This window comes from Mucilaginibacter psychrotolerans (assembly GCF_004519315.1).
GTDB lineage: Bacteria > Bacteroidota > Bacteroidia > Sphingobacteriales > Sphingobacteriaceae > Mucilaginibacter > Mucilaginibacter psychrotolerans.
The window spans coordinates 37651-53137 of record NZ_SOZE01000039.1; the positions used below are offsets into that span (position 1 = coordinate 37651).

Consider the following 15487-nt stretch of genomic DNA (forward strand, 5'->3'; position numbering starts at 1 on the left):
AGTATTTTTAGAGGGCTAATACGATAATTTCGGTTTTATTTTTAATGTAAACAAGTACATTTTTATGTAATACAAACGCCTCGGGTTGTAGTTTTTGTATATTGGTATTCAATAAATCGGTGTACACAACGCCCGGGTCCTCCATTATATACAGGTGCTGTTGCAGCGCCCCATTTTTTAAAGTGTGCAAAGATACGATTCTATAGTTATTGTAATCCAGGCTGTGCACTATATTTCCATACGGCTCCAATGGCAAAATGCCGGCGACGAAATCACGAGCGGGGGCATTTGCAGGTACGGCTATGCTATTAGGCAGGGGCGCATCGGCCGGTTGGTAGCTGCGCATCGGGCGACCGGTAATCATATCTGCCAGCATTGGTTTTTTGGGCTGCAGGCTGGTATCGTAAACTATAGGGCCGTTAGTGCTCAGATGGTCGAACGCGTGGCTGTAGTTGCTCCATAGGGCTGTAGCATCCTGCGCGCCGATAGCGACGATGCCTTTATGCTCGGGGCTGCCCTCGTGCTTGTAATAGTGAAGTAAAGCAACGCCATCATACACTGCCTCCAGCCCCGTAAGCCAGCGTTCTTCTGTTGTAAAACCCTCGAAGTACAGCTGGCCGGTAGTTAAGGAAAGGGAGGCAAAACTCACCTGCTTATCGTCGGAATTTCGTATTTCCAGCAGCAGGATATCGGTAAGCTCGTCTATCTCCATCCGCCAGATGGTGCCGCCGAACTGATGGCTGAATAATGGTTGTAGCATTGTCATTTGTAAAGCAAATATGGTCAATATTATTAAAAACCCTACCTTTATAACGTAGCGTAAGGCGCAGAGGGGAGGTGCCTGCCGGAGTCAAAAAATGAAAGAACATACCGTAGCAGTTCCCTCATTTGAACGTAATTAAGCAAAATTAAATAAACCATGTCGGCTAAGGCATGTTAACACCAAAACATACACATCACAACACTATGAACGCAAAAGAAATAAGCTTAGAAGAAAAAGCAGTAAAACCGGTTGTAGATCACCTGAACGACCTGCTGGCCAATTACCACATCCACTATCAAAAACTGCGCGGCTGCCATTGGAACGTTAAAGGTCAAAGCTTTTTTACCCTGCACGTAAAATTTGAGGAATTATACACCGCTGCGCTTACTACTATCGACGAACTGGCCGAGCGTATCCTCACCCTGGGCAAACCACCTTACAGCACGTTTAAAGACTATATCGGCACATCAACCTTAAAAGAAATCCAAACCATCGGACTGAAGGATACCGACATGGTAAAAGCCATCATCGAAGATATGGCCACCCTGATTGAAATGGAGCGCGAACTACTGGAAATAACCGACAAAGCAGGCGACGACGGCACCAACGATATGGTGAACCGATTTATGCAATTCAAAGAAAAGAACACCTGGATGCTGAGGTCTTTTGTGAATGAAGATTAAGTTGAGGGATGGACGACAAATATAAAGGAACAACCGTTAACGAGCGCTTGTATTTAAGCGGCCTAATGGACAAGTTTGACAAAGCTGTGTCTGAAAAAAACGTCGACGTCATTATTTCTATTCTTGAAGAAGTGGAGCTTACAGGTTCTAATATCGACGAAATCTTGAAGTTTAATAAATTAATAGACCAAGTTTAGTCATAAAAAAAGCGATGAGTCACCCTCATCGTTTTTTTTTCTCAACGTTTCCACGTGGGGCTTTTTAGAAGATCCCAACCTCAAAAAATCGAAATACACACACATTATATTTGATGTTGTTTATTTTAGTCAACTTTAAAAATAGCATACAGTTCCAATGAATAGGCTATTCCTCCGAATAAAAATTGCAGCTTTTTTGTTTCTCTTTTTCCGATTGCCATCGGTATGTAATGCCCAATCTTTGTTACCCGATTCGCTCTATTCCGGAGATTGGGGTGTTATGAAAGTTTGCTATGATCAAAAAGCAAAGAAACTCAGTATCGTAATAGATATTGAGGACGATTTTGCGAATTGCCAAACATTGATGTTGGCTGAGAATGTAAAGAATGTGAGGCGGCCAGTGCAATTAAGGGTTTATTATTACGGAGATACAGTTGCCTATAAGGGTACATTTTATTTTACTAAAGGAGACAAGAGCGGCCGCACCGGTACAATCCATATTACAACTGATAATAGCGACTATGTATCGTGTTCTCGTATTGCCAATTTTAAGAAAGGATATGTTACGGATTTAGACGGCGCAATACACGCCTACGGTACTTTTAGCATGGTGAAATCAAAAAAAGCTATCTGCTATGCAACTGCCGATTTAAACGGGAAGAGAAAAGGATATTTTTTAAGCAAGGACATCGTTAGCATAATTTCAGAGGACAAAGACTTATGCCAGGTAATATATCTTAAAAAGCCAAAATTCATTTGTTGGGTCAGAAAGAAAGACCTCATTTTATAATTGCAAGAACTGGTTAAAGCTTTTGGTCGCCATTTAGGATTTTCCAAGACGTGCTACCCCTACCGGCTCACTTTTGCCACTCATACCTGTCATGTATCTCGCCATAATCAATCCCCTTCAAGCCGGCTGCTTTCAACTTCTCTTTTGTTTTTATACCGATGATTTCCACCGGCGATTTATGGGCGAAGCTGCCGAAAAAGAGGTCGGTACGGTAAAAGCCGTCGCCTATTTCTTCTTTTGATATTAAGCACGGCGGCGTTGCGCCAATTACTTCTTCATAACCCTGGCAGGATTCGTTATAATTCAAGAAGCGCGTTCCGCGTGCAATTGGATCGAACTCAAGCACGTTATGGATTTTGAACCAATAGAAGCCCCGCGAGGCGGGTAGGGGTACGAATTCCAGGCCCTGGTACCCTTCAGCTTCGCAGAAGGCTTTTACCTGTTCGTTAACAATGGTGAAGTTATCATACGTGCTGGAGAACGTTTTTTTGGTTTTGATCTTAATAGTCGGGTCTATTTTGTCGATAGCATAAATATCTCTGAACCTGTCGCATTCCGTTAGCTGCAGGTCTTTGAACATGCTGCTTTTGTTATCATAAATCAAAAGATGATATCCTAATAGCATAATTATCGCAAATGGAACAATCGGATTATTAAAGGTAGAAAATTAAAAAAAGCGATTAGTCATCCTTATCACTTTTTTTACGGACGTGATTTTTGTCTCAAATCTTGCGGCGGCACCAACGATATGGTGAACCGTTTTATGCAATTCAAGGAGAAAAACACCTGGATGTTGAGGTCTTTTGTGAATGAAGATTAATTTTAGGGTGAATGGTGAATAGAGAGTGGTGAATGGTTGCAAGATCGATACGCTCAATCATACATAAATAAGCAAGTCGATGAAATTTTTCATCGCCTTGCTTATTTGCCGTCCTCGCAGGGGCACTCGATAGATTTAAGTTAACCCGCAAAATCTTGGCGCCACTTATCAAATCGTCAGAACCCATAAAGCGTTCCTATGGAACGCGCTTTCATATCTTTCTTTATCTACCGATAAGGTATCCCGAAGGGATACGCATTTACCATCTTCGTCCCTTCGGGACGGCTTATGGGTAGAAACATGTAAATCGTCCATTTTACGTTCCATCGGAACGTTTTATGATATTAAGTATGCAGTATCGTATTCAAAAAGGATTTTCGCCCCTCTTAAGTCTCTCTAATCTACTGTCAATAAATTGGGATAATGTTCTATCTAACAAAGCATGTATCCATGGTGTGCTATCATTATGGCGCTCATGTAAAACAGCCTCGTAAATGATAGGGTCGAATTGGTTTTCATCTAAATAAACAAATAAAAATTGACTGCCTGCATTATAAACATCGACTACATAAAAAGGCCTTAATATTTCCCTGTTATATTTTGGCATCGGACTCCTTGCGGCTTCTTGCATTTCTTGTTGAGTTTCTTCCAGTCCAAAATCAAATACAGCGCAAAACTCCCCTGCAAGAAATAACATTTCGCGCAAGGCAGTTGGAAATGGATTGCCATTGTTATATACTGATTCCAGTAAAGTGATTTCTTGTAATGATATCCCTTTATTTTCAAAGAGGCTCAAGTTGGGATTATCCTTAAGATTTTGCAGCAATTCTATTTCCATATTTTAAAGTCAATGCAAACAAAGGAGGCGATGAAAAAATCTCATCGCCTCAGTTATTAAAATCTCTGTGAACCTCTGTGGCTACTCTGCGCACTCTGCGGTTAAATCACCACAATAAAGTCTCACATCTATCAGAATCTATATCCCAAAGTCAAATAACCATTGTTCAAGGTTTTATTGAGCAATGCGCTTGGGCTGGCAGAACCTACTTCATAAGGGAATACGGTTTGGCTGCCGGTAGCGTGGGTGTAGGTAGCATCCAGGTAATACTGGCCAAAGCGCAGGCCCATGCCGCCGCTTACAGTTTTAATGTCGCTATCGTTGCCATCGCGGCGGGCTTTGCCCTGTATGCCGTAACCGCCTCGCAGCAAGAAGAAGCTGGTAAGCCTGGCTTCGGCACCTAAATGGTAATTCACTGCCGATTGGTACAGGCTGCGGATATTGGGGTTGTCGTCCCTATCGGCGTTGAAGTTTTCATCGCTGCTGATATGTGTACTGCTGTAATCTACATATTCTATATCTCCGGTAATAAAGCCGAACGATTTGATGAATATCGATGCACCACCGGCAAATTTCCACGGTGTGCGCATGGTGTAGGTTAACGAATAGTTTTGCGGACCATCTTCAAAGCGGCTGCCGTTGCTGATGGTGGTACCCAGGCTCTCGCTGTACGAATCATCAATGGTATAATATGTAGGCGTGTGGATTACCGCACCTATACGAAACGCATCGGCAGGTTTAAAAATAACACCCAGGCGGCCACTAACGCCGGAGCCTTTGGTGTCCTGGTCTTGCGTAAAGTTAGATGAGTAGTTACGGCTAACCGGAACCTGGCTGCCGGCTGGCCCCTCTAATACAGATATGCCGCCATCCTCATAAAAATTGCTCAACGAGTTGAATCTTACGTTTACGAAGCTTACGCCCGCACCGATGTAGAATTTGTTGCTGTAGTTGGCGCCAAAAGCAAAATCTAAAGCCGATAGGCCCCCGCTACGCGTAGCGATGCTCTGCTGATTTACACCCGGCAACGAGTTGCTTTTGTAAAGGGGATTGGCATTGGTTCCGTAATTATCGATCAGGTTATGGTCGTAAGCATTACCCGATAATGTTCCTACAGCAATACCTGATCCGTTGGGGTCGTTGGCAAGATTTGCATAATAATCATTGATAGAGTTGTTGCTATTTTTGCCTGCGTAATTGATGTTCTCGTAAAAGTTAGCCGTACGGCTGTAACCGCCACCGTAATTAAAGCTAAGCCAGCCTTTGGTTTTATCGGAGCCTTTTGGCCTATCCAACTGCTGGTATATTACAAAGGCAGCGTGGTTAAGGTTGCCGGTAGATTTGGTATCGAACTTAGAACTGTTTAAATAGCTCGAGTTAACTTTGATGTTATTGTATTCAGGGGTAATGCTTAACTCCGAGTGCGTAAAGAAACCCAGGCCTGCGGGGTTGCCGCTAACCGAGCTAAGATCGCCGCCAATGGCTGTACCGGCATTGCCCACGCCTTTAATACGTGCTGTAGAGCCGGTTTGTCCGGTAGAAAAACGCACCGCATCCTGCGCGTATTGGGCAAAACTATTTTGGGTAATTGCTACTATAGCAATTACACTGAGTAGATATTTAATTTTCATAAAATAAGAGGTGTATCGTGATAAAATTATGGTCGTGCAGGTCTGCCGCCACCGCCACCACCGCCGCTGCTTGAGCCGCCACCACCACCACCGCCACTTGATGGTGAAGGAGATGGAGGAGAATAGGAAGGTTGCCTATCTGGCGTGCGGGCTGAGCTTGCCGGGCGTTGTTGTGGCTGGTAGCTGTCGTTACCGCCGCGTGCGTCTCTGGTTGGGCGGGTATTGCTGTAGCTGCCGTTATTGCTATAACCTCTGGCTGCCGGTCTGGTTGTATAACTGCCGTCTGAGCCTCTGGTTGGGCGGTTTGGATAGTAGCCAATGCCGTTATTAGCAACACCGCTATAGCCTACACCATTGCGACCGCCAACGCCTATGCCGCGCGGACTACCTGCGCCACGGTTAGGCCGTGGTGTACCGTAGGTGCTATTGGCCGATATTACACCCCAATAATTGCCCCCGTAGCCATAACCGGTACCCCAGTAAGAATAAGGCGAATAACCGAAGCCGCCACCATAACCATAGTAGTTGCCAAAGCCTGCATAAGGCGAAAATGCGCCATAACCATAGCCTATGCCACCATAAAACCCGTAAGGCGAACCATAGGGCAGGGTGAAGGGGCTCCAGTTTAAGCCTACAGAAAAACCGTAGTTGCTGTAATTGTATGGGTTGTAGTTGCCATAGTAACTATCGTAATAGCTAAAGGGTGAATAATAACCAAAGCGATTAATACGCGATGAGTAATCATCGTAGTAGTAATAATCGTCGTCGCCGTTATCACCGTCATAGGCTACGTCGTCCTGCTGCTGCTGGTACACAGGTTTCGGTGCTATATATTCGGGTGCTTCGCCAGCTGTTGCCTGCGAGAAGTACACGTCGTCGCTGTTTTTTGCGGTAGATGCGGTTTTATTTACCGAGCAGGAACTCAGCGCCACGGCGCCGATAATTGCGATTCCTAAGAGTAGGTTCCTTTTCATTTTGCAGAGAGTATAAAGTTCGAGTTCAAATAAACGTATAAATTTATAAATTTGGCGGTTAGTATTATTAATTATAAAGTCAAATTCTATTCCAAAAATCAATATATGAGCAAAGGTGTTATTAGCAAAGACGAAGATTATTCGCAATGGTTTAACGACTTAATAATTAAATCTGATATGGCCGAATATTCGCCTGTCAGAGGGTGTATGATCATTAAGCCATACGGCTATTCTATATGGGAAAAAATACAGGCCCAGCTCGATAAAATGTTCAAAGAAACCGGGCACCAAAACGCCTATTTTCCGCTGCTTATACCAAAATCTTTCTTCTCTAAAGAAGCCAGCCATGTGGAAGGTTTCGCTAAAGAATGTGCGGTTGTAACGCACTACAGGCTAAAGAACGATGGAAACGGCAATATTGTTGTGGATGAAGAAGCAAAACTGGAGGAAGAATTAATCATTCGCCCAACATCCGAAACCATCATCTGGAACACCTACCGCGGCTGGATACAAAGTTACCGCGATTTGCCTATTTTGGTGAACCAATGGGCCAACGTAATGCGCTGGGAAATGCGCACCCGCTTGTTCCTGCGCACCAGCGAATTTTTATGGCAGGAAGGCCATACTGCCCATGCAACCGCCGAAGAAGCTGTAGCAGAAACCGAACAAATGCTGGACGTTTACGCAGAATTTGCCGAAAACTGGATGGCCCTGCCGGTAGTAAAAGGCCGCAAAACCGCCAACGAGCGCTTCGCAGGCGCACTGGATACCTATTGCATTGAAGCATTGATGCAGGATGGCAAGGCCCTGCAGGCAGGTACATCGCACTTTTTGGGTCAGAATTTCGCCAAGGCTTTCGACGTGAAATTTACCACCCGCGATAATAAACAAGATTTTGTTTGGGCAACTTCATGGGGGGTGTCAACCCGTTTGATAGGTGCCTTGATTATGGCCCACTCGGACGATGCCGGACTGGTATTGCCGCCAAAGCTGGCACCTATACAGGTGGTTATCGTGCCTATTTACAAGCACCCCGAAGAGCTGGATGCCATCAGCGAATACGTAAAAGGCCTAACAAAGGAACTGCGCAGTAAAGATGTTACCGTAAAATTCGATAACCGCGATACCCACCGCCCGGGCGCCAAATTTGCCGAGTACGAGTTGAAGGGCGTACCATTGCGCGTAGCCATTGGTAGTCGCGATATGCAGAACGGTACTGTAGAATTGGCACGTCGCGATACCAAAACCAAGGAAACCGTTCAACAGGATGGTTTGGCAGCGCATATTACCGCTCTGCTGGAAGAGATACAGACGAATATCTACACCAAAGCATCAACCTTCCGTGCGGAGAACACTACCGAGGTAGATACTTACGAAGAGTTCAAACGCATGCTGGATGAGCAACCGGGCTTTATATCGGCGCACTGGGATGGCACATCAGAAACGGAACAAAAGATAAAAGATGAAACTAAGGCTACAATCCGTTGCATACCTTTGAACAATAAGCAGGAAGAAGGCAAGTGCATCCTGACGGGGAATCCGTCGACGCAGAGGGTGCTGTTTGCCCGAGCGTACTAAGTGGTGAGCCCCCCAACCCCCTGAAGGGGGAGCTTTTGAAAAGCAGGGTGGTAGCCCCCCAGCCCCCTGAAGGGGGAGCTTTTGAAAAGCATGGGGAATAGGAATTAATAATTAAATAACAACCTTCGGCTCCCCCTTCAGGGGGTTGGGGGGCTGGACTTTACAGGGCTTATGAAATTCGCAACAAAAGCAATACACGCAGGGCAGGAGCCCGATCCAACTACAGGCGCTATCATGACGCCGATATACCAAACCTCCACCTACTGGCAAAAATCGCCGGGGGATAACAAGGGGTACGAGTATTCGCGCGGCACCAACCCAACCCGCAAGGCGCTGGAAGATTGCTTAGCCGCTTTGGAAAACGCAAAATACGGACTGGCATTCTCCAGCGGTATGGGCGCAACCGATGCCGTGATGAAATTGCTGGCACCGGGCGACGAGGTAATTACCGGTAACGACCTCTATGGCGGCTCGTACCGTATCTTCACCAAAATTTTTGCTAACTACGGTATCAAATTCCATTTCCTGGATTTGAAGGATCCTGAAATCGTAAAAGAATACATCAATGATAAAACCAAACTCATCTGGATAGAAACGCCGACCAATCCTACCATGCAGGTGGTGGATATCGAGGCTATCGGTAAGATAAGCAAGGCAAATAATCTGCTATTCGTGGTGGATAATACCTTCGCTTCGCCATACCTGCAAAACCCGATAGATTTGGGTGCCGATGTGGTGATGCATTCCGTAACCAAATACATTGGCGGTCACTCCGATGTAGTGATGGGTGCGTTGATGCTGAACGACGAGGAGCTATACAAAAAGCTTTGGTTCATTTACAACGCCTGCGGTGCAACACCCGGGCCTATGGACAGCTTCCTGGTACTGCGTGGTATTAAAACCCTGCACCTGCGTATGAAGGCCCATTGCGAGAACGGCAGGGCCGTAGCGGAGTTCCTGAAGGACCACCCAAGGGTAGAAAAAATTTACTGGCCGGGTTTCCCCGATTCGCCGAACTACGAGGTTGCCAAAAGGCAGATGCGCGATTTTGGCGGCATGATCTCCATCGTATTAAAAGATGCCGACCTACAGGAAACCTTCCGCATTGCCGGCTCATTTAAAGTGTTCTCTTTGGCCGAATCATTAGGCGGCGTGGAATCATTGATCAATCACCCCGTAAGTATGACCCACGGCAGCATCCCCAAAGCCGAGCGCGACAAAGCCGGCGTGGTAGATAACCTGCTACGCCTAAGCGTAGGGGTAGAGGATATTGAAGATTTGCTGGAAGATTTGAAACAGGCGCTTGCGTAAGAAGAGTGAAGAGATAAGAGGCAAGAGTCAAGAAAGACGAAAACATAACCACCGCGTCATTGCGAGGAACGAAGCAATCTCTAAGCAGGAAAAGCGACTCGCAAAGGAGCTCTGCTTCCCGGGAGATTGCTTCGTGCCTCGCAATGACGCTTTGAGATAAAATGAACGACAACCTCAAAGCATTCCTCGACCAAAAAGTTTCCCAATACAGCCGCCCCGAATTTATCGCCAACGATCCTGTGAGCATCCCGCACCTGTTCACCAAAAAGCAGGATATCGAAATCATGGGCTTTTGGGCGGCAACCTTAGCCTGGGGGCAGCGCGTTACCATCATCAATAAGTGCAAAGAACTCATTATGCTGATGGATGGCGCGCCTTATGATTTCATCATCAATCACGAAGAACCTGACTTAAAGAAACTGCTCAACTTTAAGCACCGCACTTTTAACGATATCGATACGCTGTACTTTATTTCGTTTTTCAGGCATCATTATGAACGCCATCAATCGCTTGAAGAGGCTTTTATGGCAAGCCCCCCCCGCCTCCTAAAGGGGGAGCCAGCTACCAAAGGTGCAAATCAAAAGTTCCCCCTTCAGGGGGCGGAGGGGGCTACGGTTGCATTGAATAATTTCCGTTCCTACTTCATGTCGTTTCCCGATTTCCCCAACCGCACTAAAAAGCATGTTTCTTCGCCCTCGCAAAAATCCACTTGCAAGCGGCTGTGCATGTTTCTGCGCTGGATGGTTAGGAAGGACGAGCAAGGCGTAGATTTCGGCATATGGAACAAGCTGAAGCCCGCCGACCTTATTTGCCCCTGCGACCTGCATGTTGACCGTGTTGCCCGCAAACTCAAACTCATCACCCGCAAACAAACCGACTGGCAAACCGCCCTCGAACTCACCCAAAACCTGCGCGAACTTGACCCGCTGGACCCCGTGAAATATGATTTCGCGTTGTTTGGCTTGGGGATTGAGGAAAGGTGGGGCTTAGAGGGGATATTGCCGGAGTTTTAACCAAAAACACTCCTCCCTGTGTCGAGGGAAGCGAAGCGACGAGGAACCTTGTTAGTAATGCAAAGCAGTCACGCAATTGGTGAGCCTTGCATCAACAACAAGATTATTTCTCTTTTGTCATCCTGAGGAACGAAGGATCTAATAGCCACGAAGTATAGCCGGTTTGCGTTGTGGCGATTAGATGCTTCGTTCCTCAGCATGACAAGCGGCATTGTTTTTCTCTTTGTCATGTTGAGCGACAGCGAAAAATCTTGTTAGTAATGCAAAGCAGTCATGCAAAGTGGTTGGCCGTGCATCAACAACAAGATATCTCCTCGCTATCGCTCGTTCGATATGACAATTTTGTTATCTTTAAATCATGACTCCCGCCCACGAACTCCAACTCTCCGCCTTCCTCACAGGTAAATCCGAACATACTTTAATGCTATTTCACCATTTCATAGTAGAATTCGGGAAGGTAGGCGATATACAGGTGGAAGCTACCAAAACCATGATAGGCATCTCCAACAGCCATAAGCGCATCGCCTGGCTTACGCAATTGGGGAAGAACTTCGTCCATGTGGTATTCCCCTTTAAGCAGGTGTACCCGGATAACTTATGCTTTCAGAAGATTGCGCAGGTGCCGGGGCAGCAGCAATATAACCACCATTTCAGAATGCTGACGCCTGAAGATTTGAACGATGAGGTGCTTGGATTTATGAAGCTGGCGTATAACGAGGAGAATTAGTAACCGGTTTTAAATCAGAATTTTCAGGGAGAAGATACAAAATCGGTGTAATCAATTCCCAGGGAAATCGCTTTTAAAATATTGCGCGCGATGGAACGTGCGATTCCCCTCTTGAGAGGGGTGGAGGGGTGTGTTTGCCGCTATGCATTGTGCCATTGCAATGTTGCGAACACACCCCTCCCATTACACAATCCACCACGCCCCCTCTCAAGAGGGGAATGAAAAACCTAAAAGCGATTCCCCTGAATCAATTCCTAACCGGTGCAATCCTGGTTTCCGTAAACTTATCACTTTCTTTATCTTTGCCCGCAAATCAAAATGCCCACACTGTGATCAATGTAAATAACATTTCCGTTTCATTTGGCGGAACCACCCTGTTCAGCGACGTAACTTTCCCCATCAACGAAAACGACAAGATAGCCCTGATGGGTAAGAACGGCGCCGGTAAATCTACCATCCTCAAGATTATTGCCGGTGAAGCCAAACCAACTACCGGAAGTGTTACCGGCCCTAAAGAGGCGGTAATTGCCTACTTACCGCAGCACCTGCTTACCGAAGACAAGGTTACCGTTTTTGAAGAGACCATGAAAGCCTTTGCCGAGGCGAATAAATTGCAAAAGGAACTGGATGAAGTAAACGAACAACTCACCATCCGTACCGATTACGATAGCGACGACTACATGAAGCTGATCGAACGGGTATCGGAACTGAGTGAAAAAGTGTATTCGGTAGAAGATACCAATTACGATGCCGAGGCAGAAAAAGTACTCAAAGGCCTGGGCTTCGAACGCAAGGATTTTACGCGGCAAACCTCGGAGTTTTCGGGCGGCTGGCGCATGCGTATAGAACTGGCCAAAATCTTATTGAAAAAACCGGACCTGATCCTATTAGATGAGCCCACTAACCACATGGACATCGAAAGTATACAGTGGCTGGAAGATTTCCTCATCAATTCGGCCAAGGCGGTGATGGTGATTTCGCACGACAGGGCATTTGTAGATAACATTACCAACCGCACCATCGAGGTTACCATGGGCCGCATATACGATTATAAAGCCAAATACAGCCATTACCTGCAATTGCGTGCCGACCGCCGCGTACACCAATTAAAAGCCTACGAGGAGCAGCAGCGTTTTATTGCCGATAACCAGGAATTTATAGACCGCTTCAGGGGTACCTACTCTAAAACCCTGCAGGTGCAATCGCGCGTAAAAATGCTGGAGAAACTGGAGGTGATTGAGATAGACGAAGTAGACACCTCGGCATTAAGGCTGAAATTTCCACCCTCACCACGTTCGGGCCAATACCCGGTAATGGTAGAAGACCTCACCAAAACCTATGGCGACCACGTGGTGTTCAAAAACGCATCTATGGTGATTGAGCGGGGCGAAAAGGTTGCTTTTGTGGGCAAGAACGGTGAAGGTAAATCTACCATGATCAAAGCGATCATGAACGAGATTGAATTTGAAGGGAGCTTAAAGGTGGGCCATAATGCCAAGATAGGCTACTTTGCCCAAAACCAGGCCGCCTTGCTCGATGGCAACTTAACGGTATTCGAAACCATCGACCAGATACCCTTAAGCGATGGCTCGCTAAAAATCAAGGACCTTTTAGGCGCGTTCATGTTCAGCGGCGACGACATTACCAAAAAAGTAAAGGTGCTCAGCGGTGGAGAGAAAACGCGTTTAGCCATGATCAAACTGCTGTTAGAACCCGTGAATTTGCTGATACTGGATGAGCCCACCAACCATTTGGACATGAAAACGAAAGATATCATCAAAGATGCGCTGAAAGATTTCGACGGCACACTGATACTGGTATCGCACGACCGGGATTTCCTGGACGGCCTGGCCAAAAAAGTATTCGAGTTTGGCAATAAACGCGTTCGCGAGCACTTTGAGGATATCAAAGGATTTTTGGCCTACAAAAAAATGGATAGCTTAAAAGAGATAGAACAAAGCTAAAAGGCTATACCAGATCTGTGGGGTAAATTAGTGTTGATGGTAACCGCCTGGATGAAGAGTCTGTATCATAAATATAATACAGTGTTTAACAACAAAACTAAATTTGGTCAAGATAGGCTTTGTGCCCTTTGCGCTAAACGGTATGCTAATCTTTGCGGACTTGGTGGTTAAATTTTACCACAAAGTCCACAAAGGGAGAAACACAAAGGACACAAAGCCAAATTTATTTCGAGGGTTCCGACTTTGTTGGTGTTGTTGTTGTCACCCACAAAGGCGCTAATAAACCTGCTTTTAAAGATGTTACAATTGCCAATGCCTTAACAAGGCACTTTTGCCATAGCTCTTACCGGGAAGGTACCTACACCCTTAAATTTTGGCGGGATAGCGCTAAAAGTAAAACCATGTGATGGAAGCAGGTGCAGGTTGCACATATGCTCTACAATTAAAATACCCGCTCCTAAAAGTGTTGTATGCGTTGGCCTTGTACGGCCCGAGGTATCATCTATATTATGGCTATCAATACCTACCAGTTTTGCGCCACTGTCCCGCAAATAAAGGGCGGCCTCGTCAGTTACAAAAGGGTGATTATCGTAATACAGTTCTGTGTTCCAATGTTCTGCCCATCCGGTATAAAGCAGAACCGCCTTGTTTTTTAATTCGTAATTCTTTAAGTGTGCTGCGGTAATGGCCAACTCATCCGTAAACGGCAACCCTACTACAATGGCATCCAGGTCGGTAAAGCATTCCAGGCCAATCTGAGAGAAATCCTTCCCATCTGCAAACCGATGAAAAGGGCAGTCCATATAAGTGCCGGTATTGGTAACCATTTCAATTTTACCTATCTGGAATTCGGTACCTTCGTCATAAAACTTTTTAGAGTCTTCCCTGCTTAGGTAATCGCACACAATTGGCGCGGGCAAGCCTTTATAGGTTATCAAGCCATGTTCGATAGTGTGGCTTAGGTCGATAAATTTAGTGGCTGGTTGTTTTTTGGATGATTGCATAAAAGATTATAGCTAAGATATAAAACTTTGCTATTAGCCATATAAATTTCCGCCAGTGTTGGTGGTGACAATGGCAACAATGGCAAAAGCGGCCCTCGCCGATTCGGCTGTACCTGCATGCTGTTGTTCCGTACCTACGGCACGGGCAAAATTTCTGTTTTGTTTTTGCTACCGACGTTTTTGCCCCATGGGGCAATGGCAAAGTTTGTGTATTATTTTGCTATTGACGAAAGCGGCAATTCAACTTCCCTCTTATGGGCCCCATGGGGGCCAAACGTCGGTAGAAACGAATGGAATTGATATTTGCGTGCCGTAGGTACGCCACTTAACCAACGCGCAAATTGTATGGCGGTTGTTCCGTACCTACGGCACGGGTAAAATTTCTGTTTTGTGTTTGCTACCGACGTTTTGCCCTGATGGGGCAATGGAAATGTGTTTAGTATTATTTTGCTATTGACAACAGCGGAAATTCAACTTCCCTCTTACTGCCCCATGGGGGCCAAACGTCGGTAGAAACGAATGGAATTGATATTTGCGTGCCGTAGGTACGCCACTTAACCAACGCGCAAATTGCATGGTGTTGTTCCGTACCTATGGCACGGCAATTCTGCTTTGGTTTTGCTACCGACGTTTTTGCCCCGATGGGGCAGGTAATTGCCAGGTCATAAATTCTTATATTTGTATGTAGAGAATTGATAATGCAACCCGAAAACAAAGAGCAATTGCGAGTTTTAAAAGCCAATGCTAAAGCATTAAAAATAAGTGTTGAAACAGAGCAAAGCCCCTACGCCCCTGATTTTGTGGCGATGGTAAAAAACGCCGAAAAAAGAGGTAGTTATAAAACCGTTGATCCGAACGATGTATGGGGCAGTTTAAATTTAAAATAGAAGAGTTATAGGTAAATACCTCATTTTTACCCCTTTGTTGGAGTTGTCTCCAACAAACCGCGATGTTTAAATACAACGTATTTACCGTTTTGCTACAACGGCCGAAAAATGCGCGGGCATTTTGTTTAATAAAGACATCCGGTAAGTTGTTGGTGACAACACCAACAACGGCGAAAATCACTATATACCTGAGTTCGATTAATAATTGAGAATAGATTTGCCAATCAAAGGAAATGTAAGTATATTTAAGTGTCTGAAATTCAAATATTTAAATACATTTCCACATGATTGACTTCAATAAAATTAG

Annotated in this window: 14 protein-coding genes; 8 read left to right on the top strand and 6 right to left on the bottom strand. The window is 45.6% G+C overall.

What is annotated here, in order from left to right:
- Window positions 1-7: 7 nt before the first annotated feature.
- Window positions 8-760 carry a DUF4905 domain-containing protein gene (locus tag E2R66_RS24515; protein ID WP_158288501.1) on the bottom strand — a complete coding sequence of 251 codons (753 nt, stop codon included), beginning with the start codon at window positions 758-760 and terminating at the stop codon, window positions 8-10.
- Between the two features lie 206 nt (window positions 761-966).
- Between E2R66_RS24515 and E2R66_RS24520 the strand changes: the two genes are divergently transcribed.
- Together E2R66_RS24520 and E2R66_RS24530 are read left to right on the top strand one after the other, a co-directional pair.
- Window positions 967-1446 carry a Dps family protein gene (locus E2R66_RS24520; RefSeq protein ID WP_133235902.1) on the top strand — a complete coding sequence of 160 codons (480 nt, stop codon included), beginning with the start codon at window positions 967-969 and terminating at the stop codon, window positions 1444-1446.
- A gap of 354 nt (window positions 1447-1800) precedes the next feature.
- The gene (locus tag E2R66_RS24530) at window positions 1801-2433 is read left to right on the top strand and encodes a hypothetical protein (RefSeq protein WP_133235906.1); all 633 of its coding nucleotides are present in this window, start codon (window positions 1801-1803) and stop codon (window positions 2431-2433) included.
- A gap of 67 nt (window positions 2434-2500) precedes the next feature.
- Here E2R66_RS24530 and E2R66_RS24535 read toward each other — a convergent pair whose 3' ends face one another.
- The 4 genes from E2R66_RS24535 to E2R66_RS24555 form a co-directional block, all read right to left on the bottom strand.
- Window positions 2501-3013: a hypothetical protein gene (locus tag E2R66_RS24535; RefSeq protein WP_133235908.1), complete on the bottom strand. Its 513-nt coding sequence runs from the start codon at window positions 3011-3013 to the stop codon at window positions 2501-2503.
- 604 nt (window positions 3014-3617) lie between these two features.
- Window positions 3618-4091 (bottom strand): hypothetical protein, encoded by a 474-nt coding sequence (locus tag E2R66_RS24545; RefSeq protein WP_133235910.1) that lies wholly within the window; start codon window positions 4089-4091, stop codon window positions 3618-3620.
- 131 nt (window positions 4092-4222) lie between these two features.
- Window positions 4223-5722 carry an OmpP1/FadL family transporter gene (locus tag E2R66_RS24550; RefSeq protein WP_133235912.1) on the bottom strand — a complete coding sequence of 500 codons (1500 nt, stop codon included), beginning with the start codon at window positions 5720-5722 and terminating at the stop codon, window positions 4223-4225.
- Window positions 5723-5748: 26 nt separating this feature from the next.
- Window positions 5749-6696 (bottom strand): hypothetical protein, encoded by a 948-nt coding sequence (locus E2R66_RS24555; RefSeq protein ID WP_133235914.1) that lies wholly within the window; start codon window positions 6694-6696, stop codon window positions 5749-5751.
- A 105-nt stretch (window positions 6697-6801) separates the two neighbouring features.
- On the opposite strand from E2R66_RS24555, the gene proS reads away from it, so the two are divergent.
- The 5 genes from proS to E2R66_RS24580 all read left to right on the top strand — a co-directional run bounded on the left by proS (window position 6802) and on the right by E2R66_RS24580 (window position 13289).
- Entirely contained in the window at window positions 6802-8274 is a 1473-nt protein-coding gene (gene proS, locus E2R66_RS24560) for a proline--tRNA ligase (protein WP_133235916.1), read from the top strand.
- A gap of 171 nt (window positions 8275-8445) precedes the next feature.
- The gene (locus tag E2R66_RS24565; RefSeq protein WP_133235918.1) at window positions 8446-9585 is read left to right on the top strand and encodes a cystathionine gamma-synthase; all 1140 of its coding nucleotides are present in this window, start codon (window positions 8446-8448) and stop codon (window positions 9583-9585) included.
- Between the two features lie 161 nt (window positions 9586-9746).
- Window positions 9747-10598, top strand: a complete 852-nt coding sequence (locus E2R66_RS24570; RefSeq protein ID WP_133235920.1) for a TIGR02757 family protein — start codon at window positions 9747-9749, stop codon at window positions 10596-10598.
- Window positions 10599-10956: 358 nt separating this feature from the next.
- Entirely contained in the window at window positions 10957-11325 is a 369-nt protein-coding gene (locus E2R66_RS24575) for a DUF5655 domain-containing protein (protein ID WP_133235922.1), read from the top strand.
- A gap of 329 nt (window positions 11326-11654) precedes the next feature.
- A complete protein-coding gene (locus tag E2R66_RS24580) occupies window positions 11655-13289 on the top strand; it encodes an ABC-F family ATP-binding cassette domain-containing protein (protein ID WP_133235924.1) in 1635 nt (544 codons plus the stop codon).
- Window positions 13290-13606: 317 nt separating this feature from the next.
- On the opposite strand, the gene E2R66_RS24585 is transcribed toward E2R66_RS24580, so the two are convergent.
- Window positions 13607-14293, bottom strand: a complete 687-nt coding sequence (locus tag E2R66_RS24585; protein WP_133235926.1) for a cyclase family protein — start codon at window positions 14291-14293, stop codon at window positions 13607-13609.
- Window positions 14294-14991: 698 nt separating this feature from the next.
- On the opposite strand from E2R66_RS24585, the gene E2R66_RS24590 reads away from it, so the two are divergent.
- Window positions 14992-15180: a DUF2683 family protein gene (locus E2R66_RS24590; protein ID WP_133235928.1), complete on the top strand. Its 189-nt coding sequence runs from the start codon at window positions 14992-14994 to the stop codon at window positions 15178-15180.
- Window positions 15181-15487: the final 307 nt, after the last annotated feature.

Coding starts and splice junctions, on each gene's coding strand:
- E2R66_RS24555 (WP_133235914.1), bottom strand. CDS start 6,696: ATGAAAAGGAACCTACTCTTAGGAATCGCAATTATCGGCGCCGTGGCG.
- E2R66_RS24535 (WP_133235908.1), bottom strand. CDS start 3,013: ATGTTCAAAGACCTGCAGCTAACGGAATGCGACAGGTTCAGAGATATT.
- E2R66_RS24520 (WP_133235902.1), top strand. CDS start 967: ATGAACGCAAAAGAAATAAGCTTAGAAGAAAAAGCAGTAAAACCGGTT.
- E2R66_RS24570 (WP_133235920.1), top strand. CDS start 9,747: ATGAACGACAACCTCAAAGCATTCCTCGACCAAAAAGTTTCCCAATAC.
- E2R66_RS24530 (WP_133235906.1), top strand. CDS start 1,801: ATGAATAGGCTATTCCTCCGAATAAAAATTGCAGCTTTTTTGTTTCTC.
- E2R66_RS24550 (WP_133235912.1), bottom strand. CDS start 5,722: ATGAAAATTAAATATCTACTCAGTGTAATTGCTATAGTAGCAATTACC.
- E2R66_RS24575 (WP_133235922.1), top strand. CDS start 10,957: ATGACTCCCGCCCACGAACTCCAACTCTCCGCCTTCCTCACAGGTAAA.
- E2R66_RS24545 (WP_133235910.1), bottom strand. CDS start 4,091: ATGGAAATAGAATTGCTGCAAAATCTTAAGGATAATCCCAACTTGAGC.
- E2R66_RS24585 (WP_133235926.1), bottom strand. CDS start 14,293: ATGCAATCATCCAAAAAACAACCAGCCACTAAATTTATCGACCTAAGC.
- E2R66_RS24590 (WP_133235928.1), top strand. CDS start 14,992: ATGCAACCCGAAAACAAAGAGCAATTGCGAGTTTTAAAAGCCAATGCT.
- E2R66_RS24515 (WP_158288501.1), bottom strand. CDS start 760: ATGCTACAACCATTATTCAGCCATCAGTTCGGCGGCACCATCTGGCGG.
- E2R66_RS24565 (WP_133235918.1), top strand. CDS start 8,446: ATGAAATTCGCAACAAAAGCAATACACGCAGGGCAGGAGCCCGATCCA.
- proS (WP_133235916.1), top strand. CDS start 6,802: ATGAGCAAAGGTGTTATTAGCAAAGACGAAGATTATTCGCAATGGTTT.